The organism is Bradyrhizobium sp. 22 (assembly GCF_000482425.1).
GTDB lineage: Bacteria > Pseudomonadota > Alphaproteobacteria > Rhizobiales > Xanthobacteraceae > Bradyrhizobium > Bradyrhizobium japonicum_B.
Genome location: NZ_KI519400.1, coordinates 261,709 through 281,360 on the forward strand (window position 1 = coordinate 261,709; position 19,652 = coordinate 281,360).

A 19,652-nucleotide genomic window follows, 5' to 3' on the forward strand; every position below is an offset into this window, starting at 1 on the left:
ACGCGGCGAGAGGCGCGTTGACGTCCTGGTTGGAGGGAACGTTGATGAGTCACACTGTCCTGGTTGTTGACGACGATCCCCCCGTCCTCGAGACCATCGTGGCCATGCTCGAGGATCTCGGCTGCGAGGTGATCAGCGCCAGGAGCGGCGCGGATGCACTCGAGCGGCTCGGGGAGAACCGCGACATTTCGGTCCTCATCACCGACATCAACATGCCGGGCATGGACGGTCATGAACTGGCCGAGCTGGCGCGGCGCCTCCGCCCCGAGCTGAAGATGCTGCAATTGTCGGGGCGCGAGCCCCGGCGCGGCGGCCTGCCGATGATCCGGAAGCCGTTCTCGTTCGAGGAGCTCGCCGACGTCTTGCAGCGAACCGCAGGCATTCACTGACCACAGCCAATAAAAGAGGCCAATGAAAAACCCGCAGCGGATGGCGTCCGCGCGGGCTGAACTCAATTTTTTCGATGATGCCACTATGCCGGTGTTTTGCCCGACGTGTCAACGCGGCGGGTGCGGAAGCGAAAGCCCCTCCTCCCAGCTCAATATGTGGTGCGCGACGGGCTTGCTTCAAGTCCCCGATCCTGCCGTAGAACCCCCGACCCAACCAGACCATCGAGGGGGTCAACATGCCTGTCCTGCTTCCGACGTCCCGTTCACGCCGCAGCGCCCAGCGCGCCGACGCTGCAATGGCAACGCCGAGAGAGCATGCCGTCGTGATCGCCGGCGGCGGCCCGACCGGGCTGATGCTGGCCGCCGAGCTCGCGCTTGCCGATGTCGACGTCGCCGTGGTCGAGCGACGCCCCGACCAGGCGATCGTCGAGACGCGCGCCGGCGGCCTGCACGCCCGCACCATCGAGGTGCTCGATCAGCGCGGCGTCGCGGACCGCTTCCTGCGCGAAGGCGAGATCCTCCAGCTCACAGGCTTTGCCTGGACCCCGCTCGACATCAGCGATCTGCCCACGCGGCATCCTTACGGGCTCAAGCTGCGGCAGACCCGCATCGAGCGCATCCTGGCCGATTGGGCCACGGAGCTCGGCGTCCCCTTCTATCGTGAGCGCGAGGTCACCGGCTTTGCGGAAGACGAGACCGGCATCGCCGTGACGCTGTCCGGCGGCGCGCGCCTGCGCACAAAATATGTGGTCGGCTGCGACGGCGGCCGCAGCCTGGTGCGCAAGGCGGCCGGCATCGATTTCCCCGGCACCTCGCCGACGCTTGTCAACCTCATGGCCGAGGTCGAGATGCGCGAGGCGCCGGCGTTCGGCCTGCGTCACGATGCGCTCGGCTTTCACGGCCTCAGCAGGACCGAGAGCGGCCGCGTGCTGGTCGTGGTGACGGAAGCAACGCTCGCGGCGACCGGCCAGCCGGCCTTGCGCGATCTCAGCGAGGCCCTCATCGCCGTCTACGGCACCGACTTCGGAGTGCACAGCCCCGCCTGGATCTCCCGCTTCACCGATGCGGCGCGGCAGGCCGCCTGCTATCGCAAGGACCGCGTGCTGCTCGCCGGCGATGCCGCCCATATCCATCATTCCGTCGGCGGACAGGGCCTCAATTTGGGTGTGCAGGACGCGGTCAATCTCGGCTGGAAGCTGGCGCAGGTGGTCAAGGGCCTTGCGCCGGACAGCCTGCTCGACAGCTACCACGCCGAGCGCCATCCGGTGGCCGCGCGCGTGTTGAAGAACACGAGGGCGCAGATCGCCCTGCTCCGCCGCGGCGACGACGGCCGCAAGGCCGCGCGCGAGGCGATCGCCGAGCTGCTCGCCATGGACGAGCCGCGCCGGCGCTTCGGCGCGATGATGAGCGGGCTCGACATCGCCTACGATCTCGGCGAAGGCCACGCGCTGCTCGGCCGGCGCATGCCCGATCTCGAGCTGAGCATTGCGGGGAGGAAGCTGCGACTGTTCACGCTGCTGCATCGCGCGCGCGGCGTGCTGCTGAATTTCGGCGAGGAAGGCGGCATCGACCCGGCGCCCTGGACAAATCGGATCGATGTCGTCGACGCCGCCACCGATAACGCCTGGGAGCTTCCGGTGGTCGGACGGGTTGCCGCGCCGGGCGCCGTGCTGGTTCGGCCCGACGGGCATGTGGCCTGGGTGGGAGACGGGAGCCAGCGCGGGCTTGCGGAGGCGTTGACGAGGTGGTTTGGACCGGGTGGCGCGTAGAGCACAACGTGGCAGCTGCTCGAAATAAAGAAGGCCCGCGGCATGCCGCGGGCTCGATCCGAACTCTTCCGATGATGCTATTCTGCCGGTGTTTTGCCCGACGTGTCAAACGATCGATCTGATCGGCGTCGACCGCCCCGTACGGTCCTCACCGCGGTGGGAGCAACGGCCGTATCCAGCGCGAGAACCACTCCTCGGCGTCGGTACGAGGATTGCCTGGATTGTCCACGCCGAAGATCGGAGGTGGAACGAGATAGCTCGGCTCGTCGGCAAATAGACCGACCGGCCTGCTGGGCTGCGGTCGCCCGCCGCCAGCGATCGGCACTGTCCAGTTGCCGAACCGCTCGCTGAATTCCGTGGAAGGCAGATGAGGGACCGGCGCACTCCCGGACGTGAACACGCTGCCGGCATTGGACGCGTTGGTCCGCGTGAGGCGCCGAACGTTTTCGGGCGCCACTGTTCCGCGTGCAGGAGTGTCCGGCACGTTATCCACGTTCTCGGCGGGCACGGAGCCGTCTGGCGTGCTGGCCCAATTGCCAAAGCGATCCGCAAAATTGCTAGCGTGGGTCTCTGGATCGATCGAGGAAGCTCCGCCCAACTGTCGCCCGAGGCTCGATGAGGCCGAAGAGCCGGCGTTCCCAGCCGTGTCGTCGACGTTCAATCCAGTGCCGATGAACGGCGAGGCCCCTGTCGACAACACTCCTCCGCTAGGAGCGGCGGTGCCTGTCGTCGCGCCCCGGGTGCTTTCCTGGGCGTTGACAACGCGCGAAAGCGCCAAAGCGCTCCCTAGGGCAAGCAGCCAACTGGGAACGAAGGGAGCCGCTAAGACGGCGGCACCTCCGGCCAACCAAGGGAGAACACTGCGCTCCGGAGACGTGCCTCCAGCCAACGGATTGTCGTAGTATTGATACGTCACTCCGGAGTGCGGATCGGATTGGAGCACGAGCGGATCTGATGGAGCGGCGGTTGTCGGAGGCAATTGACCGATCCGTTGTTCATCGGGATCCAGCTGAGGAAACGGAGGCAGCGCGCGTGTGAAGCGGGGATCACTTCGCGCGAACCCCTCCTGTTGATCTAGACCTGCAATCGAGGGTGAATTGTAGCCCGGCAGCGGCGGGAAGTCGCCCGGCTTCGCTGGCGCGATACCCGGTGTGTGAAGAATATCCGAGGAAGGGTCGGACGCTTCGAACTTGGACCAATCCGTTCCGCGCAGATCGCGATTGCCAGCCGTCACGTTGGCATCGGGATTGCGAGCAATTGCCTCATCTATTATTTTCCGCCGCTCCGGATGATCCAGGTAGAGCAACCATTTGATCAGATGCTCCTGACCGGCGTCCGCTCCCCTTCGCTCGACATCTCTGATGAACCTCAATTGATCCGGATATTGACTGCTGTAAGCCTCAGGGTCCGCCAAAACCTTGCTAAGCTGTTCGACAACTTCCTCTCGTGTTTTACCGATAGGCACATTCGTATAGAGATGGCCGTTCAGGAAGCCGACGCGCATAGCATCGATGAGAGTTTTGATCTTCGCTAGTCGCTCGTCTGGACTCTCAATCTCTCCGATCTTCTTGAGCTTTTGACAAACGAGCTGCTCGTACGGGTCAAGATGCCCGCCGGGATGAGGCGACACGTTCAACCTTGCCGCGAGCTGCTGATCAGCGGGCAAGTAGACACGGTTTGCGGGCGCGTCGAGAACGTCTTCTTGTCGATACCTCGAAACGCGCTGTGGCCTCGAAGGGACTTGGGAATAATGTGATGATCGAAAAAAATCGACATGCACCCTCACAAAGGGATCTCATCAAGTATGGGAGCTGGCGAAATGAACGGATGAAGCGCGCAAGCGCGGCCGCCGCGGGAAGGCCCGCGCGTTCGTCAACAAGGCTTGGATATTCCGAAGGAGTTTGGAGCAGACGTATGATGATCAATCAGACCGACCGCAGTCGAACCTTATGGCGCGCTGAATTGGTCACGGGTCCGGAAGCCCCAGACCTTATGAAGTGCTATTTTTTGGAGGAGAAGAAGCATTGGCGGCCCGTCTGCTCGGTGGAATCAGCCTTGTCCGCTAGCAGAAATCAGCAGGCCTGAACCGATGGATCGTCGAAGCGAGGGCGGCCGGCTGCTCTCGCATGTTCGGCGAAGCGCAGCCGCCTGCAGCCAACGTCACCTCTCAGAAAGGCTCGACGTCAAAACAAGCCCTTTGAGGTGTCGTGGAAGCGAATTCCCTTCAGCCCCGCCGACTTGCAAGCGTCCTTTAATTCTTGATCGCAGATGACAGTCAGGTCGTTGTAGGCCATGCGGAAGATGTGCGCGTCGCCGATCGCAGCTTCTCTGAAGGCCAGCTTGAAGTCGGAAATGAGCGTGTAATATTTCTGGCCGTAATTGATACAGCGAACATCGTCCTGGACTCCGATGCTCACGGAAGACGCCGATTCATCCAGTGCGTCGAGGACGCGAACAACATCGCAGACCCAATAGTCCGGCCCATGATAGCGACCTCGCGGCACTCGCACGTCGCACGGCACAAAAACAAAGGCTTCCGGGTCAACCCTCTCGAAGACCGTTTTGGTTCGATCCGAAACAAGCCACCAAGCGAAGCAGAGAGCTAGGTCGTAATCCAGCCTGCCATCAGATTTGTCAAACATGTAAGGCACGGGCGGCATAGAAGCCGGCAGCCGACGTTCTCGGTAGGGAGGAAAGACGCTCTCGTCCAAAACCTGAAAGCCCGGTCGGCTGTTAAAACTGTGGCCGATTTCGTAGAAACGGCGCTTGCTCGGTCTGGGCCGCTTTGCAACAGAATACGCCTTGTCGTCGCTCATAACTTGAACCTATCAGGCCTCATGTCTGCAATGACGCGCGGCGAAGACCACGATCGACTGCGCAACAATAAACCTCGCGGCTTCCCGCGATCGGTCGGGCTCTTCCGATGATGCCATTCTGCTGGTGTTTTGCCCGACGTGTCAAACGACCGATTTCGAGCAATGAATCGTGCCGCCAGTCCCGATCGCAAGTCGCGCCTCGACATCACTGCACGAACTCATCCACGCAGTAAAACACCGGCATCCCGCCAAACGCCTCGGAGTCCTGGTGACGCACCAGGATTCGCTCGCTCGCGCTGGCCCCGATCGTGTCGCCGTCCTTCACCACGCTGCCATGCTCGATGAGATACGCGGCAAGGCCGGCCACCTTGTCGAACAACGCGGGCAGCGTGAGCTTGGCCGTGACGAACTCGATCTCGCGGCCGACGAAGGCCGACAATCCCATCGTGACCGCACCGATCCTGGCGCCGGACCGGAACGGAAGAATGTCGACCCAGAGCGTGAAGGGATAGTCGGGGAACGGTGCGAAAGCATCGCGGGACGTCTCGAGCCAGAGCTCGGCGGGCCGCGCGACCCGGCCGGCCCACACGACGCCGCAGGCTTCCGGCATCGTCGCGATCAAAGCCCCGATCACCGCGGTCGTGATGCGTGCGGAGACCAGCGGCTGCTCGCTCTTTCCGAGCGTCGATACGATCAGATGACCGCGATGCCGCCCCGCCACGGCCTTGCTCTCCGGCCAATTCGTGGCGGCCCGCGCCCACAGCCCCTGGTCGTGCGGGATGGGCGCCGGCATCGGCATGACGGCGACGAGCTCGTTGCCGCAGCGAATGAGCGGTGAATTTGCTTGGGCCTGCTGCGCCCGCTCTTCCCCGGTCGCCTCCGTTGCCAGCTCGGGATGGCGGGCGCGAAGAACTTTGGCGACCGCCGACATGTCCGGCGTCACCGGATCGTCCAACAAGACAAAAGCCAGAAGCGAGCTACTCATCGACTGCCCCGCGAAAAAAATCAGGCCAACACCGATGCGTCGGCGTTCGCCCACAGGTTGAAATATGGATCAACTAGAACAAAAAGAGAACGGTGTCAATCGACGTTTTTGGAGGAGCCGAGGAGGATCCCGGCCGCGCAGGAGACGGCCCGTGGTGCGCGCCGCCCCCGCGCGAACGCGGGCGTTGCCGCAGCCCGCACCGCCGCCGACGCGTCCTTCGCCACGCACTTGCCTTTGTTTGCGTTCGGCAAAAGTCGGCCGGCGGCTCGCGGCATGTGCGCACGCGCCAGCGAAATGAGCTCGCGCAAAGCCTCGCACTCAAATTGAGTAAGCCGCTCAACAAGCTCAGCTTGTGCTTCGAAATTTAATCTGGAGACGCATCAAAAGATACAGACTCACCCATGCAGCGGGCGTAGCCTTCAGGCATCACCGCAAGGCCCGTGGCACGAGACCGGTGTTGAGAACGCCGGTTCGCGCTCCCGCCCCCCTCGAACAAGGGACATGCGCCATGCTGACGCGTCGCCGTTTCAAGCAGACCAGAACACTGACCGAACGTCTCGCGGACGAAGCGGCGCGCTGCCGCGACGAAGCGCGCGCGCTCGCGCCGGGACGCCGCCGCGAGATGCTGCTGCGCCGGGCCCGGCAGGATGAGACGGCCATGCAGATCGAGGCCTGGCTGCGCTCGCCCGGCCTGAGGGCGCCGACATGAACCAGCAATATCGCGCTTATCTCGTCGGCGAGAACGGCGTCTTCCGCTCGGCCGAAGCCTTCGAAGCGGCGTCCGACGATTCCGCCCTGGCCTTCGCGCGGCAGTTCACGCGGCACGGTAAGGTCGAGGTATGGCAGCTCGGCCGCAAGATCGCGGTGCTCGAGTCCGGGCAATCCTGGCCGCCACCGCCGCAGCCATCGCGGCCGACGCTGACGCGTCAATGATCGCCGGATGGCGTTCGTGCGTTGAACGTCTCGATCGCGAAGCTGAATGTCACCTGCATGACAGGCCCGCCGGCGTCGCGAACGTCGATCGCCATCCTCCGCCTGACGCCGGTTGTCGGCGCGGAAAGAATGGCGTCGCGCGCCATGTCGCCGACCGACTTGGCGGCCTCGCCCTGAACCGCGCGCATGCTGGACAGTTCCAGCCCCTCCTCGTCGATCGCCGTGCCGAGCTCGTCATGTAAGTCGAAGTAATATCGCGGCATGTGTGTATTCCCTTTGCCCTAACAGGTCGAGAAGCAGGCAAAGGTTGCAAACGAGGAGAAACATTCCGTTCGACCCGATGGGTCCGGAGACTCCTGTCGCATCGACCGGCCGAGAGAAAGCCGGCCCGCTGACGCCAGTCCCCTACTCTTCCGCGAGCTTGCGCTCGATATAGGCGTCCACCGTCTCGGCGAACGAGCGCTGCACGCCGACCGCCACGTCGTGCTGGTCGAGTGCGTCGCGCTGGAGCACGCGCAGGCCCCGTCCGCGGCAGCTCACCGGCGCCGTGTTCAGATATTGATCGATGGCGCCCTTGGCGAGCGGGATGGCCTTGGGATCGCCCCTGGCGATCAGGAGCCGGAGCAGGCTCTGGCATTCGGCCAAACCGGGCATGGGTTTGCTTCTCACCTCTGCTGCGATTTCGGCTTCGGCCGCCGCACCGGCTGGGTGTGGGTGCCGAACAGCGCCAGCAGGAACGCGACTTCTTCCTTCGAACCGATCTGGATCATGATGATCTCCTTTTCGCTCCGTTGGTCGAGGCCCGGGCGAACGAAGTTCAGGACAATCGGGTTTCAGCATTGTTTCAGGCGTGTTTCGTCAGATCCTGACGCTGATGGCCCGCCTGCTTGTGTTCACAAATGAACCTGGGCAACGCCCTCAGGGAGCCCCTGCCCGCGCTTCGCTGTTCCTTAACGGGTGCGCCATAACGTCCGCGCAGGTGAAGGGCTGCAGGAGACTTGCAAGATGGGCGTGACGTGCGCCGGATGCGCTGACGGGGCGGAGTTGCCGTTCGAGTTCAAGATGGCATTCCAGCCGATCGTCGACGTCGCCGAGAACAGGATCTGGGGCTATGAGGCGCTGGTGCGTGGCCCCAGCGGCGAGAGCGCGCATAGCGTGCTCAGCCAGCTCACGGACAAGGAGCTTTACCGCTTCGACCAGGCCGCCCGCGTGATGGCGATCGAAACCGCCGGCCGGCTGTTTGTGGATCCGCGCACGCGGCTCTCGATCAACTTCATGCCGAACGCCGTGTACGAGCCGCGCGCCTGCATCCGGAAATCGCTGGAAGCGGCGCGCCGCGTGAATTTTCCCGCGTCCAGCCTGATGTTCGAGTTCACCGAGAACGAGCGGATGAGCGATCCGGCCCATGTCGAGAACATCGTGCGCACCTACAAGGCGCTCGGCTTCTGGACGGCGCTGGATGATTTCGGCGCCGGCTATGCCGGCCTCGGCCTGCTGGCGCGGCTGCAGCCGAACCTGATCAAGATCGACATGGAGCTGCTGCGCGGCATCCATCTCAGCCGACCCTAGCAGGTGATCGTCTCAGGCCTGGCGCAAATCGCGCGCGAGCTCGACATCACGGTTCTGGCCGAGGGCGTCGAGAGCGAGGCCGAGCTCGTCACCCTGCGCACCGCCGGAATCGCGCTATTTCAAGGCTATTATTTCGCAAGGCCCGCCCTGATGTCGCTGCCGGCGGTGCGGGGATTCGAACGGATCGACGTCTCGCTCGCGGGGTGAGGCAGTTTCCGCCTGAGCCGCTCATCAATCAAAAACCCGCGCGGATCGCTCCACGCGGGCTTTCGTTTGCCGCTTGCGCGGCCTCCCTCGAAAGCGCGGCGCCGAGGAGCCCCGGCGCCGATCGTCGTCTCAGTGCATCCTCAGTTCGAGGTGCAGACCTTGACGGTCTTCATGCCGGCCTCGGCTTCAGACCTGGTCTTGTAGATCGTGTCGCCGCTGACGACCGTCGTTTCCGTGGTGGTCGGCTTCGCCTCGGTGATCGTGCACTTCTTGGTCTTGACGTCCTGCACCACGTAGAACGACTGCGCGAATGCGGGCGCCGCGAACGCCGTCAGCACGGCGGCAGCAGCAATGATGGTCTTAATCTTCATAACGTCCTCCTCCAGCAACCCGGTGATCCGGACCTGTCTGCTTTAAACTTCAAATATTGCCACTTGTTCCCGGATTGGGCCTCGAACCAATTGCGAGCGCCAGCGTTGAAGGCGCAAACTGGAGGCTTCGATGCTGGATGTAAGACTTGTGACGACGTCGCTGGCGATGCTGATCGCGTTAATGTCCGTAGCGCTGGCCGAGCCGACAAAGGATCGCGCCGCCTCAGCCGTGCAGGGCGATGCGGAAGTTCGCCCCATCCGCGTCATCCTGCCGGCCCCGTGGGAGCCGGCAGCGACCCGCGCGGACGCTCAGCCGGCGAAGTAACGCGACCAGCCAAGCCGCCTATTTGCTGCGTTTTCCCGTCACAGTCCGCAAATCGATGCCGTGCTGCCAGGCCCGCGCCCTCACGGCCGCTTCGCTCCGTCGGAGCGCGGAGGCGATTTCGTCGGGCCGCTTGCCGGCCTCAGCCATGGTCTTCAACTGCTCATGCTCCTCCGTCATCCACCTCTTCAACAACGGATAGCGTGATTGCATGGTCTGAGCTGTCTCGCCTGCTGTGAAAGCGAAGACAATCGGTCGCCGGAGGCGAAGTTCCTCCGACTAGCGTGGCAATCGTTGCTCGCGCCCCTCACCGGCGCGACCGCGATCGAAGCAAGACGCCGCTGCCGCATTCGCAGCTTCGCACGATAGCAACCAATTCGAATCTGACGTGTTGTCGCCGGCACATTCACCGCCGGAGAACAAAACAATGAGACGTCTTACCGCACTCGTCACGACCTTGCTGATGCTCGCAGCCGTGCCCGCAAGCGCGCAGTCGCAGCCCGCCCAAAGCGGGCCGGGCAACAACGCCGTCAACAGCTCGGACCAGAACAATTCCAACAAGCCGGTCGAGGGCCGCAACAGCTTCACCGAGGGACAGGCGAAATCGCGGATCGAGGGCGCCGGTTATTCCAACGTGTCCGGATTGCACAAGGACGACCAGGGCGTCTGGCGCGGCAAGGCCGACAAGGCCGGCAGCAAGACCGACGTCAGCCTGGACTTCCAGGGCAACGTGAACCCCGCCAAGTAAGGCCGACCAAGTAAGGAATCATGCACATGACAACCACCATCTCCCGCCTGTACGACTCCTATGCCGATGCCGAGCGCGCCGTGACCCGTCTCGAAGGCGCCGGCGTGCCGCACTCCGACATCAGCATCGTCGCCAACAATTCCGATAATTGGTACGGCTCCCGCTCCGGCAAGGTCGATCGTGACCGCGACGGCGTCGACGACCGCGCCGAAGGCGCCGGCACCGGTGCCGGCATCGGCGCCGGCCTTGGCGGCGCGGCGGGCCTGCTCGCAGGTCTCGGCCTGCTCGCCATCCCCGGCCTCGGGCCGGTCGTCGCGGCAGGGTGGCTCGCCTCGATGGCGGCCGGCGCAGCCGCTGGTGCGGCCACGGGCGGAATCGTCGGTGCCCTGACCGAAGCCGGCGTCTCCAAGGAAGAGGCCTCGCGCTATGCCGAGGGCGTTCGGCGCGGCGGCACGCTGGTGTCGGCGCGGGTGCCTGACCAGGACCACGCGCGGCTCGATGCGCTGCTCAACGAGCGAGCCGTGAACCTGCAGGACCGCAGTGCGGCCTGGCAGAAGAGCGGCTGGACCGACTTCGATGCGGCAAGCCCGCCGCTGTCGCCGGAGGACATCGGCCGCGAGCGCGAGCTCTACGGCGCGGGTACGCGGCGATAAGCGCTCGTCAAGCAAGATAACGGCAAAGGCCCCGCAATGCGGGGCCTTTTTTCATGAGCGCGATCCACCTCTGCCCCATCGGGACAAACCGGAAATCGCACCAAATTTAGCAAAATCCGGCGCATCGGATTTGGCGGAATGAAAGCTCCTCGCGCCATGCTGAAGCGCGCCGCTTGCTCTCTTTGCGCGGGCGCCATCGGACGAGCCTCGGAGAGATCACCCATGTACTACGTCGCCGCTGCATTGCTGGTGCTGTCGGGACTGTTCTATTCGGCGAGCCATCACGAGATCGGCTCGTTCGGCGTCACCATGTGCACCTATGGTGGTGCATTCTGCGACAACCCGCTGATCGTCTTTTCCGGCGCGGCGCTGGCGGCGGCCTGGGGCATGTTCGTCAGCATCAAGTAGCGCGGCGGCGCAGGACCTCCCGTCGCGACCGCTCCAGACTCCGCCTGAACGCGATGGAGTCGCCCAAGCGACCAGCGGTTTAGAAGGCTTGCGATGATGGCAATCTACACGTGTTTTGCCCGGCGGTCAAGTTGAATTAGCATTTTCAGAAGCGGCGGCGCCCCCGCTCAGGATGGAACCTATGTTCCGTTCTTAGTATTTGCTATGAAAGCACCGCCCGATCGAGGTCCCCCTTCCATGAGCGACAGCGCCCTTACACCGACGAAATCCGCGCCGACGCTTCTGCAACGGCTGGGGCCGGGCCTAATCACCGGAGCTGCCGACGACGATCCCTCGGGCATCGCCACCTATTCGCAGGCCGGCGCGCAATTCGGCTACGGGCTGTTGTGGACGGTGTTTCTCACCACCCCCTTCATGATCGCGATCCAGCTCGTCAGCGCGCGGATCGGCCGCGTCACCGGCAAGGGGCTCGCCGCCAACGTCATGCAGATCGCGCCGCGCTGGACGGTGCTGGGTCTCGTCGCCATGCTGGTTGCCGCCAACACCTTCAACATCGCCGCCGACATCGCCGCGATGGCCGAGGCGCTGTCGCTCGTGATCGGCGGGCTCAACCACGAGCACGCGCTGATCTTCGCGGCGGGCTCGACCCTGCTGCAGGTCTTCCTGCCCTATCGCCGCTATTCGCCGGTGCTGAAATTTCTCACCCTGGCGCTGTTCGCCTATGTCGCGACCGCCTTCACCGTGAAGATCCCCTGGAGCACGGCGCTGCTCGCCGCGGTGTGGCCCAAGGCCCATGTCAGCGCCGATTATTTCCTCATGGTCGTCGCCGTGCTCGGCACCACGATCAGCCCCTATCTGTTCTTCTGGCAGGCCTCGCAGGAGGTCGAGGAGATGAACCAGGGCACACGCGACAAGCCGCTGCGCGAGCTCAAGCGCGGCGGCCATCGGGAGCTCGACCGCATCAAGACCGACACCATCTCCGGCATGCTGCTGTCCAACGGCATCGCCTTCTTCATCATTCTGACCACCGCGTCGGTGCTGCACGCCAACGGCATCACCAACATCGATTCGGCGACGCAAGCGGCCGAAGCGCTGCGACCGCTCGCCGGGGACTTCACCTTCGCATTGTTCGCGCTCGGCATCATCGGCACGGGCCTGCTCGCGATCCCGGTGCTGGCGGGCTCGGCCGCTTACGGCGTTGCGGAGATTTTCGGTTGGCGCGCCACGCTGGAGGCCAAGCCGGACGAAGCGGCCGGCTTCTACACCATCATCGCCGCGGCGACCCTCATCGGCTTCGGCCTCGGCTTCACCGGGATCGACTCCATCCAGATGCTGGTGTGGAGCGCGGTGCTGAACGGCATCGTCGCCGTCCCGATCATGGCGATGATGATGCTGATCGTCTCGAGCCGCGCGATCATGGGCCGCTTCAGGGCAAGGCCGTCGCTGATCGCGCTTGGCTGGCTCGGTACCGCGCTGATGGCGCTGGCCGTCCTCGCTTTGCTCGCCTCATCGGCGATCGGCTGACGCGACCAAGCTGCGAAGGCGAGCAGCGGGCTTTGACCTTCGCTCGCAAGGACTGACGAGATTACGGCGTCACGGGATTGACGACAGGGGACGTCTTGGGCCCGGGTCGGGCCGGCTCGATCGGCGATTTCGGAGTGGTCGGAAGCACCTTGGCCCCGGCGGCCCGTGCCGCTTCGCCCGTGGTCGCATACATCGCAACATGGGCCGGCTGGGTCTTGGCACGATTCCACGGGCCGTGATCGACGATCAGCATGGCCGCAATCGCCACGCCGGCCACGACCAACGCGATCACGCCGGGATGGCGAAGGGCGGTAGAAATCGAACTGCCAAAGCGACCGCTTTTCATCACATGATCCGCTATTGTCCTATTGCAGGTTAACTCGAAAGCGCCCCTGCCGGTTCCCTTGCAACGTCAACCTGGTTCCACTCGACATTGCGCCGCGGCGTCGCGGTGCTGCACGTGTCGTGCAATGAGGATGTTCAAGTCAGCAAATCATGGGACCCAGGTAGAATGCCGGGATGCTGACCATGATGGCCCAGCGGCACCACGTGTTCGTCCGGACCATGAGGGACCATTTCGACGATCGCCCTGAGGCCTTCCTGACCGGGCGCGGCGTGCGGGTTGTGATGGTCTTGAGGATCGACGGACCCGACGAACGTTGCCGCAGCTGCCTCGCCATCGAAGCGGAATACTGGCTGTTGATCGGCGCCGCCAGGATCGCTGGCAGCTTTTGCCGGCTGCGCGGGTTCTGATCCGCCTCCACCTGAATGCGCAACCTGTTGCGGTTTGCCATGGTCGGTGTCGCCGTTGGTTGCGACGCGCTCGTCTGCGTTCGCTCCTTGGGCCGAAGATGAATGGCCCGATTTGCTGTGACTGGCGCCGCCGGGTTCTGCCTCCGCCACCGCTCCTTGCGGACCATCCAAAGCCCGGGAATGGTGGTTGTTGTCCTTCCCGGCGTTGCTGTGCGGGTCGGGCCTGGCCTCGGCCATCTCGGCGGTTGCCGCCTTTGTGGATTCCGCCTTCGCAGCATGCTGAGATTTTCCGTGGTCAGTGTTGCCTTGCGTTGCGCCGCGCTCGCCTGCTTCCGCTGCTTTGCCAGAAGCCGAGTGGCCCGAATTGCCGTGGTCGGCGGCGCTCGGCTGTGGCGCGTTGGTCCCCCCCGGGGAATTGTCCGCAGCCTGGGAATGATGCTCCTTGTCCTTCCCAGCGCCATCATGGGATTTGGAGTCCGCTTCGGTCTTCTCCGCGACCCTTTCCGGTCCCGGGTCCGAAGCGTGATCGGAATTGCCACGGCTGACGCTGTCGGCCGTTTGGAGACCCGGTGGCACCATCTCGTTCTGCGTGGTCGACGGAGCGCGGGCGTTCGCCGGCTCACTCTTCGAGGTGGGATTTTCGACTGTCGGAGGCGTCCCACCATGACCCGCCACGATCGGTGATGCGGAGGCGGACGCGCTGGACTCTCCGGCGCTGTCCTCAGTCCTATCCGTCGGGGCGCGCGTGAAGGCGCCGGACTTTGCCGGCGTTCCGGAGCCTGTCCCAACGCGTGCGAATTGGAAGCTCGAATTGTCGTCTGCCAAGGCACTCCAAACCGCGCCAAGTGCACTCCCGCTCCCATGGATGCTGTCCGTACTGGAAGCAGCCTCATCGCTTGCCGTCACGGGTATCAGCGCTTGTTCGAGCTGCTCCAGCGTGACCGCGACAACCGCGCCATCTGATTGGTGAACGACATCCAGGTCCGCGACGGATACGATTCCCTGCAGATGGATTTCCAGCAGGCCGCGATCCCCGATCTCGAGGATATGGTCGGTCGGATTGACATAGACGATCGTCTGGTTGCTTGCGGGATCGTAGATCCAGGCCAGGGTATGTGGCGGTATGAATTTGGCTGCCGCCGTCAGATGCAAGTAAGCAAGTGCCCCGAAAGCCGCCAGATTGAGCCTGTCCGGTTCGGCTACGACATCCGCCGTGTCGGAAGAGCTGGACTTCGAATCGGACGAGCCGCGATGAACAACGTTTTCGACGTTGCCGTCCATCAGTTGATCGCGGCCATCGCCGCCGGGGCCGGAAGGATCGCCAGGATTCAACACGCCATCAATTCTGTGGCCATTGTCTCCTTGGCCAATGTCGCCTGCCGCGCCCCGGCCCGTTTCCCCCTGAACGCCTTGGTGAGCCAGGTCACCGCTTCCGGTCACAGGGCCGGAAGGCCGGCCATCATCGTGCGGAAGGAAATGCGGGGCTGAGTTCTCAGCGCGATCGGCGTCGACATGCGTGATCGCGGCGAGCTTTGTGGCCGCATCGTCTCCGGTGCCGGTCAGGAAGCTGTCGATCGATGCCTGATCCAACTCACGCGCCTGCGCGCCATGATGGGAATCATTGAGGGTGTAGATCAACGCGCCGGCGAGAGCGGCGAAGGTGGCATAGCCTCCGGGGATCGACGTTGGATGGACAACCGACCGCGGAAGGTGATTTTCCGCGGTAAGGTCACCTGCGGTCGGAGTGTCGTTGGCTTCTCGCTGCAAGAGCGCAGCAAGACTTGGCGCGCCGGATCCGACAGCAGCGCCGTCTTTCCACGGTCGCGAACCCAGGAATTGCTCCGCCGCGCGCAGCGCTTCCATTGCCGTCGCGGGGTTCGTGGCTTGGCTGGCTTTCGCAAGCAAGTCCCTCGCGGCAAGCGGGAACGTCTCGCCGGATTCCGAGACGATGAAGCGCTGGAGGATGGCCTTCTTCCAGACCTCATATCCGGCCTGCTCGGCCGTCTGGCCTGGGCCATCGTCGTTCGCCAACATGTCGTTCGCGTCCGACGCCTTGAGTTCGTCCGCAATCGCGAATGCCAGAAAGGCCAGTGCGAGCGCGCTGAAGCCGGAGGTGCGTTGCAGCCACGAGAGGGTCGCAAGCACCGTTCTGTTGGTGATTTCGAGCTTCTGAAAGATGTTGTGCAGGTGGACCTTGACTGTCCCCTGGGAAACGTCGAGCCGGCGCGCGATCTCCTTGTTCGACATCCCTTCCGCGACCAGTCGGACGATCTGACGTTCTCGCGGCGTCAATAGCTCCAGCATCTTTTCGAGCTTGCTGCCGCCGTCGCCGTCCTCGCCGCCTGGTACGAGATCGGTCTGCTCCAGCGACACACCGCTCTTGGCCATCAGCCGCAGCGATCGCAGCATGGGGCCGGGAGCCACATATTTCGAAATCACGCTGCAGGCGCCGGCAGCGATCGCTGCGGCCAGACCGTGGTTGGCGTCGGATTCGACAAAGAACACCAGGCGTGTCGAAAGCTTCTCGGCCTTCGCGATCGCGAGGATGTCGGACGCCGTCAGGTCCTGCAAGGTATCGGCAATGAGCGCGACGTCGGGCGACAGAGTCCGGATGGCCTCGAGGCAGCTTGCCCCGTCGCTGGCGGACGCAACAACATCGAAATCCTGCTGTGTCCCGAGGACTGACTTCAGTCCCTGCAGGACGATCGGTTGCCGATCAACAAGCACAAGCCGGATGGGTTTGAGGATTCCCTGCTTGGCGGACGCGTCCAACATCGACTTTGCCTCGGCCCGGTCCTCTATGTCCTTCGGCATATGGCCGTGGCCGGGTGGAATAATAAAATACAAGCAATCGATTTGGTTCCCCTGGCCTCAATAAGGTTGGACGGCAGTCAGTGACAAATATCTCCTTTGACCCCATGGCCGTTGCGGTCGACTGGCTTGACGCCTATCGCGCCGGCGACATCGAAGCGATCCTGGACCTTCATGCCGACGATGCCGTGGTGCACTGCGGCTGCAACGGCGTCCAGACCATCACCGGCCGCGAAGCACTTCGTGCCTATTGGATCGAGCACCTCCGAAAATATCCGGCGGGCACGTTGGACGATCTCAATCCTTCGGACCGCGGAACCGTGATCTCCTACCTCACCAGCACGGGCGTCATGAGCGCGGCACTGGCGTTTGACACCTCCGGCAGGATCAAGGTCCTGGACTGCAGTCCCCTGCCCTAGACCTAGAGTCCTTCGGCGCGATCCGGGCCGGCATTGCGGGGTGTCTCCGCAACTAACCGCCGAAGACGATGCGCAAGGCGATCACGATGACCGCCGAGATGAGAAACGAAATCGCCAGCAGCGTCCAACTCGGCCTTGTGCTTCCGCGGGCTACGCGCGCGACGAGCATCTTCATGCTCGTCAACATTCGTCGCTGGGAAGCCGGGACAGGTAGGCTATCCCGAAGCTGACGAGCTCTTCGGCATCGCTCTCGCGCTCTTCCCTTCTCCTGAGCAAATGGCGTTCCAGCAGGCATCGCCGACTGTCGCATGCGTCGACGTCGGGATTCCACGCCCGGTACACCGTCCAGGCCGTTTCGGCGGCGTTCTTCAAAACGTCGTCCACGATGCTTGCTCTCCACGACACCGGATCCATCGCTGCCAACTCAAGGCACTCCTGATGTTTCCAGTTTTTCCCGGCATCTTTAGTCGAACGGACGACATCGCGCGGGACGGTTTCGGTCGTGGGGGGCTCTGACGCAGGCAGACTGGCCCTTGGCGGGGACGATCTTTCACTTGGCAACTATTGCCTATTTTTCCCATTATCTCCGGGGCGGATGTCATGCGTTGTGAACGGGTATCTCGATGAACAAAATCGCAATGCAGCCGCGCTCCCCAGGAGCGCGGCTTTTCTCTCGATGAGGCGCGCGTCTTGCTAGGTTCGCGGCGCTGGCTGCGCCGGCGCAGCAGGTTGCTGTGAAGGTGCGGCAGGCGGCTTGGGCGGCTCCGCCGGCGCAACAGACTTTTCCCCGCCATGGGGCACACAGGTCCCGACGTTGCTGAGCAGTCTCTTCGCCTCGAGTTCGCGGGCCTTCCTGTAATCGCTACGCCGGTCGATTCTTGCCGCGGCGACTCGGTCCCAGGCATCGAACGCGTCAGAGTAATGCTGTCGCATTTGCGCCTCGGCGGACAGGCAGTCGCTGAACTTGTCGAATACGAGATCGGTATTGACCGGCGCGACGCCACCGACGAGGACCACAAGCATCCATTTCATGGCGTCCGCCTACGTTCGTGCCTGCGCACCTGGAATGGTGATGCGCGGGCAGAGTTCCGGCCGCGCCCGCGGCCCGGTCTTGATAAAAAAAGGGCCCCAGCTCGCGGGGATCAGGGGGGCGTTGGAGCTGGGGCCACCGGGGTCACCCTTGGGGAAGGGCATCGGGAAAACTTGGCAATTACAGGAAAGTTCCTGGCCCGCGGAATTGGACCCGACTATTCCACTCTTGAATCCAGGTGATTTGTTCCGCCGGGGAACAAACGGCGCTGTGTACACTTTGTAACAGACGGGGAAGATGACAGGGGGACTGGTGCCGTGACAGAGCGTCCGATCATTCTTGTTATCGAAGACGACGATATGATCCAGGCTATCGTTGAAGATGCCTTGACCGAGGGAGGCTTCGAGATCGCAACCGTGAAGACGGGCGAGGAAGCCAGTACACTGCTGAAGGGCCGTCTCAGGCCCTACCGGGCTCTTGTCACGGACGTCAATCTCCTCGGACGCCTCGATGGCTGGGAGGTCGCAAGAGCGGCCCGGGAGATCGATCCGAGTTTTCCGGTGGTTTACATGACGGGCGGCGCTGCCGATCAATGGCCCGTCCTAGGGGTGCCGAACAGCATCCTGTTGCAGAAGCCATTTGCGCCGGCCCAAGTGGTTGCCGCTGTATCTCAGCTCTTGAACGCGGGCTCGCAGCAAACGGGTCCCGCCTGAGGTTTCCGCAATCCGTGAGTGCTTCAATTCTCCTCGTCGACGATGAAGCCCTGATACCGCCAAGCGACAAGCTGGGACCTATGGCAGATTGAAGCTCATCATCATCATCGCCGACGCTTCACTCGCCCGGAGCGATCGCGTTGCTCGGCGTCGGCCGGTCGGTGATCTGCTGGCCGAACAGGCTGCCGATCAGCTCGACAGCCGTGCGTGCCGTCCGGCCGCGTTCATCCAGGAAGGGATTGAGCTCGACGATGTCGACCGATCCGACCGCGCCGGAATCGTGCAGCAGCTCCATGATCAGGTGTGCCTCGCGATAGGTCGCGCCACCCGGCACCGTGGTGCCGACGCCCGGCGCCACGCAGGGATCGAGGAAATCGACGTCGAAGCTGACATGCAGCACCCCGTTGCTCGCCTTGACCCGCTCGATGACGCGCCGGATCAACACGGCAACGCCGAACTCGTCGATCTGGCGCATGTCGACGACCCTGATCCGGCGCGCGCGCATCAGCTCCTTCTCCAGCCTGTCGATCGAACGCGCGCCGAACAGGTCGAGCCGGTCCGGATGGATTGACGCGCGGGGGTCGTCGCCGAGCAGGCCGTCGAGGCCGGGTTCGCCGCACAAGAACGCGGCCGACATGCCGTGCATGTTCGCGGTGATCGTCGTCTCCGGCGTGTTGTAATCGGCATGGGCATCGAGCCAGAGCACGAACAGCTCCCGGCCACGCTCCTGCCAATGGCGCGCCATCGCATTGACCGATCCCATCGACAGCGTGTGATCGCCGCCCAGGAAGATCGGCAGCGCACCGGTCTTCGCGATCTCATAGCCTTTGCGGCTCAGAGCGCGGGTCCAGCGCTGGATCTCGCGGTAGTGATTGGCTCTTTCCGGCGGCCTGTCGGTGAGGTCCGGGACTCCGCCAGCGGAAAGATCGCCGTAGTCGACGACCTCGAAATCCAGGCTTTCGAGCAGTGTCGCAAGGCCCGCGGTGCGCAGCGCCGCAGGACCCATCAATGTGCCGCGCTGCGATGCGCCCATATCGATGGGCGCGCCGAGCAAAGCGATGCGCCGGGCTCGATCCGTCATGGTCCGATCGGTCACGGCCGCCTCCTGATCCAACAAGGTCGAGCCAGCCTAACAGAGATTCGCATCCGTCGTTTCACGGGGCACTTGCCATCCGACTGGAACAAAAGCCCCTGCGCTGCATTGCCCATCCAAGGCCGGCACCCGCCGTTAA

The 19,652-nt window shown here is 63.7% G+C and carries 24 protein-coding genes and 1 pseudogene; 12 read left to right on the top strand and 13 right to left on the bottom strand.

The features are described from left to right. Positions 1–44 precede the first annotated feature (44 nt). Together K410_RS0126640 and K410_RS0126645 are read left to right on the top strand one after the other, a co-directional pair. Positions 45–389, top strand: coding sequence for a response regulator (locus K410_RS0126640; RefSeq protein WP_028137698.1), 345 nt, complete (start codon positions 45–47; stop codon positions 387–389). A 236-nt stretch (positions 390–625) separates the two neighbouring features. Continuing rightward, positions 626–2,158, top strand: a complete 1,533-nt coding sequence (locus K410_RS0126645; protein WP_028137699.1) for an FAD-dependent monooxygenase — start codon at positions 626–628, stop codon at positions 2,156–2,158. Positions 2,159–2,306: 148 nt separating this feature from the next. Here the strand turns inward: K410_RS0126645 and K410_RS39830 are convergent, their stop codons facing one another. The 3 genes from K410_RS39830 to K410_RS0126660 all read right to left on the bottom strand — a co-directional run bounded on the left by K410_RS39830 (position 2,307) and on the right by K410_RS0126660 (position 5,959). Beyond that, entirely contained in the window at positions 2,307–3,824 is a 1,518-nt protein-coding gene (locus tag K410_RS39830) for a hypothetical protein (RefSeq protein ID WP_196236071.1), read from the bottom strand. A 517-nt stretch (positions 3,825–4,341) separates the two neighbouring features. Further along, on the bottom strand, positions 4,342–4,974 hold the full coding sequence (locus tag K410_RS37305) for an imm11 family protein (RefSeq protein ID WP_080672254.1): 633 nt from the start codon (positions 4,972–4,974) through the stop codon (positions 4,342–4,344). Between the two features lie 205 nt (positions 4,975–5,179). Continuing rightward, a complete protein-coding gene (locus K410_RS0126660; protein ID WP_028137701.1) occupies positions 5,180–5,959 on the bottom strand; it encodes a DUF4261 domain-containing protein in 780 nt (259 codons plus the stop codon). Between the two features lie 508 nt (positions 5,960–6,467). Between K410_RS0126660 and K410_RS0126665 the strand changes: the two genes are divergently transcribed. Continuing rightward, positions 6,468–6,668: a hypothetical protein gene (locus K410_RS0126665; protein WP_028137702.1), complete on the top strand. Its 201-nt coding sequence runs from the start codon at positions 6,468–6,470 to the stop codon at positions 6,666–6,668. Next, positions 6,665–6,892: a hypothetical protein gene (locus tag K410_RS0126670; RefSeq protein WP_028137703.1), complete on the top strand. Its 228-nt coding sequence runs from the start codon at positions 6,665–6,667 to the stop codon at positions 6,890–6,892. The genes K410_RS0126665 and K410_RS0126670 overlap by 4 nt, the downstream gene beginning before the upstream one ends. On the opposite strand, the gene K410_RS0126675 is transcribed toward K410_RS0126670, so the two are convergent. Both K410_RS0126675 and K410_RS0126680 read right to left on the bottom strand, forming a co-directional pair. After that, positions 6,886–7,155 (bottom strand): DUF6894 family protein, encoded by a 270-nt coding sequence (locus tag K410_RS0126675; protein ID WP_028137704.1) that lies wholly within the window; start codon positions 7,153–7,155, stop codon positions 6,886–6,888. The two genes, K410_RS0126670 and K410_RS0126675, sit on opposite strands and share 7 nt — an antisense overlap. Positions 7,156–7,297: 142 nt before the next feature. Next, positions 7,298–7,546: a hypothetical protein gene (locus K410_RS0126680; protein ID WP_028137705.1), complete on the bottom strand. Its 249-nt coding sequence runs from the start codon at positions 7,544–7,546 to the stop codon at positions 7,298–7,300. 351 nt (positions 7,547–7,897) lie between these two features. Between K410_RS0126680 and K410_RS0126690 the strand changes: the two are divergent. Next, a pseudogene (locus K410_RS0126690) lies at positions 7,898–8,668 on the top strand (EAL domain-containing protein). A 140-nt stretch (positions 8,669–8,808) separates the two neighbouring features. On the opposite strand, the gene K410_RS0126695 reads toward K410_RS0126690, so the two are convergent. Then, complete coding sequence (locus K410_RS0126695) at positions 8,809–9,039, bottom strand: hypothetical protein (protein WP_028137706.1); 231 nt, start codon at positions 9,037–9,039, stop codon at positions 8,809–8,811. A gap of 130 nt (positions 9,040–9,169) precedes the next feature. Here K410_RS0126695 and K410_RS0126700 point away from each other — a divergent pair, with 130 nt between their 5' ends. After that, positions 9,170–9,364 carry a hypothetical protein gene (locus K410_RS0126700; RefSeq protein ID WP_049820325.1) on the top strand — a complete coding sequence of 65 codons (195 nt, stop codon included), beginning with the start codon at positions 9,170–9,172 and terminating at the stop codon, positions 9,362–9,364. An 18-nt stretch (positions 9,365–9,382) separates the two neighbouring features. Here the strand turns inward: K410_RS0126700 and K410_RS40565 are convergent, their stop codons facing one another. Continuing rightward, complete coding sequence (locus tag K410_RS40565; protein WP_245269537.1) at positions 9,383–9,541, bottom strand: hypothetical protein; 159 nt, start codon at positions 9,539–9,541, stop codon at positions 9,383–9,385. 247 nt (positions 9,542–9,788) lie between these two features. Between K410_RS40565 and K410_RS0126710 the strand changes: the two genes are divergently transcribed. The 4 genes from K410_RS0126710 to K410_RS0126725 all read left to right on the top strand — a co-directional run bounded on the left by K410_RS0126710 (position 9,789) and on the right by K410_RS0126725 (position 12,694). Next, positions 9,789–10,109 (top strand): hypothetical protein, encoded by a 321-nt coding sequence (locus tag K410_RS0126710; protein ID WP_028137709.1) that lies wholly within the window; start codon positions 9,789–9,791, stop codon positions 10,107–10,109. A 26-nt stretch (positions 10,110–10,135) separates the two neighbouring features. Further along, complete coding sequence (locus K410_RS0126715) at positions 10,136–10,762, top strand: hypothetical protein (RefSeq protein ID WP_028137710.1); 627 nt, start codon at positions 10,136–10,138, stop codon at positions 10,760–10,762. Positions 10,763–10,984: 222 nt separating this feature from the next. Then, positions 10,985–11,170 carry a hypothetical protein gene (locus tag K410_RS0126720; protein ID WP_028137711.1) on the top strand — a complete coding sequence of 62 codons (186 nt, stop codon included), beginning with the start codon at positions 10,985–10,987 and terminating at the stop codon, positions 11,168–11,170. Between the two features lie 237 nt (positions 11,171–11,407). Then, on the top strand, positions 11,408–12,694 hold the full coding sequence (locus tag K410_RS0126725) for an NRAMP family divalent metal transporter (protein ID WP_028137712.1): 1,287 nt from the start codon (positions 11,408–11,410) through the stop codon (positions 12,692–12,694). Positions 12,695–12,755: 61 nt separating this feature from the next. Here the strand turns inward: K410_RS0126725 and K410_RS0126730 are convergent, their stop codons facing one another. Both K410_RS0126730 and K410_RS0126735 read right to left on the bottom strand, forming a co-directional pair. Then, positions 12,756–13,040, bottom strand: coding sequence for a hypothetical protein (locus K410_RS0126730; protein WP_028137713.1), 285 nt, complete (start codon positions 13,038–13,040; stop codon positions 12,756–12,758). A gap of 134 nt (positions 13,041–13,174) precedes the next feature. After that, a complete protein-coding gene (locus K410_RS0126735; protein ID WP_245269538.1) occupies positions 13,175–16,294 on the bottom strand; it encodes a LuxR C-terminal-related transcriptional regulator in 3,120 nt (1,039 codons plus the stop codon). 47 nt (positions 16,295–16,341) lie between these two features. Between K410_RS0126735 and K410_RS0126740 the strand changes: the two genes are divergently transcribed. Beyond that, entirely contained in the window at positions 16,342–16,677 is a 336-nt protein-coding gene (locus K410_RS0126740) for a YybH family protein (protein ID WP_245269540.1), read from the top strand. A 52-nt stretch (positions 16,678–16,729) separates the two neighbouring features. Here K410_RS0126740 and K410_RS41310 read toward each other — a convergent pair whose 3' ends face one another. From K410_RS41310 to K410_RS0126755, 3 genes are all read right to left on the bottom strand, one after another. Further along, on the bottom strand, positions 16,730–16,852 hold the full coding sequence (locus K410_RS41310) for a hypothetical protein (protein WP_283805937.1): 123 nt from the start codon (positions 16,850–16,852) through the stop codon (positions 16,730–16,732). Positions 16,853–16,857: 5 nt separating this feature from the next. Next, positions 16,858–17,061 carry a hypothetical protein gene (locus tag K410_RS0126750; protein ID WP_245269542.1) on the bottom strand — a complete coding sequence of 68 codons (204 nt, stop codon included), beginning with the start codon at positions 17,059–17,061 and terminating at the stop codon, positions 16,858–16,860. A gap of 309 nt (positions 17,062–17,370) precedes the next feature. Further along, positions 17,371–17,709, bottom strand: coding sequence for a hypothetical protein (locus K410_RS0126755; protein ID WP_028137717.1), 339 nt, complete (start codon positions 17,707–17,709; stop codon positions 17,371–17,373). Between the two features lie 315 nt (positions 17,710–18,024). Here K410_RS0126755 and K410_RS0126760 point away from each other — a divergent pair, with 315 nt between their 5' ends. Continuing rightward, complete coding sequence (locus K410_RS0126760) at positions 18,025–18,420, top strand: response regulator (protein WP_028137718.1); 396 nt, start codon at positions 18,025–18,027, stop codon at positions 18,418–18,420. Positions 18,421–18,538: 118 nt separating this feature from the next. On the opposite strand, the gene rocF is transcribed toward K410_RS0126760, so the two are convergent. Beyond that, the gene (rocF, locus tag K410_RS0126765) at positions 18,539–19,516 is read right to left on the bottom strand and encodes an arginase (RefSeq protein WP_028137719.1); all 978 of its coding nucleotides are present in this window, start codon (positions 19,514–19,516) and stop codon (positions 18,539–18,541) included. Between the last annotated feature and the right edge of the window lie 136 nt (positions 19,517–19,652).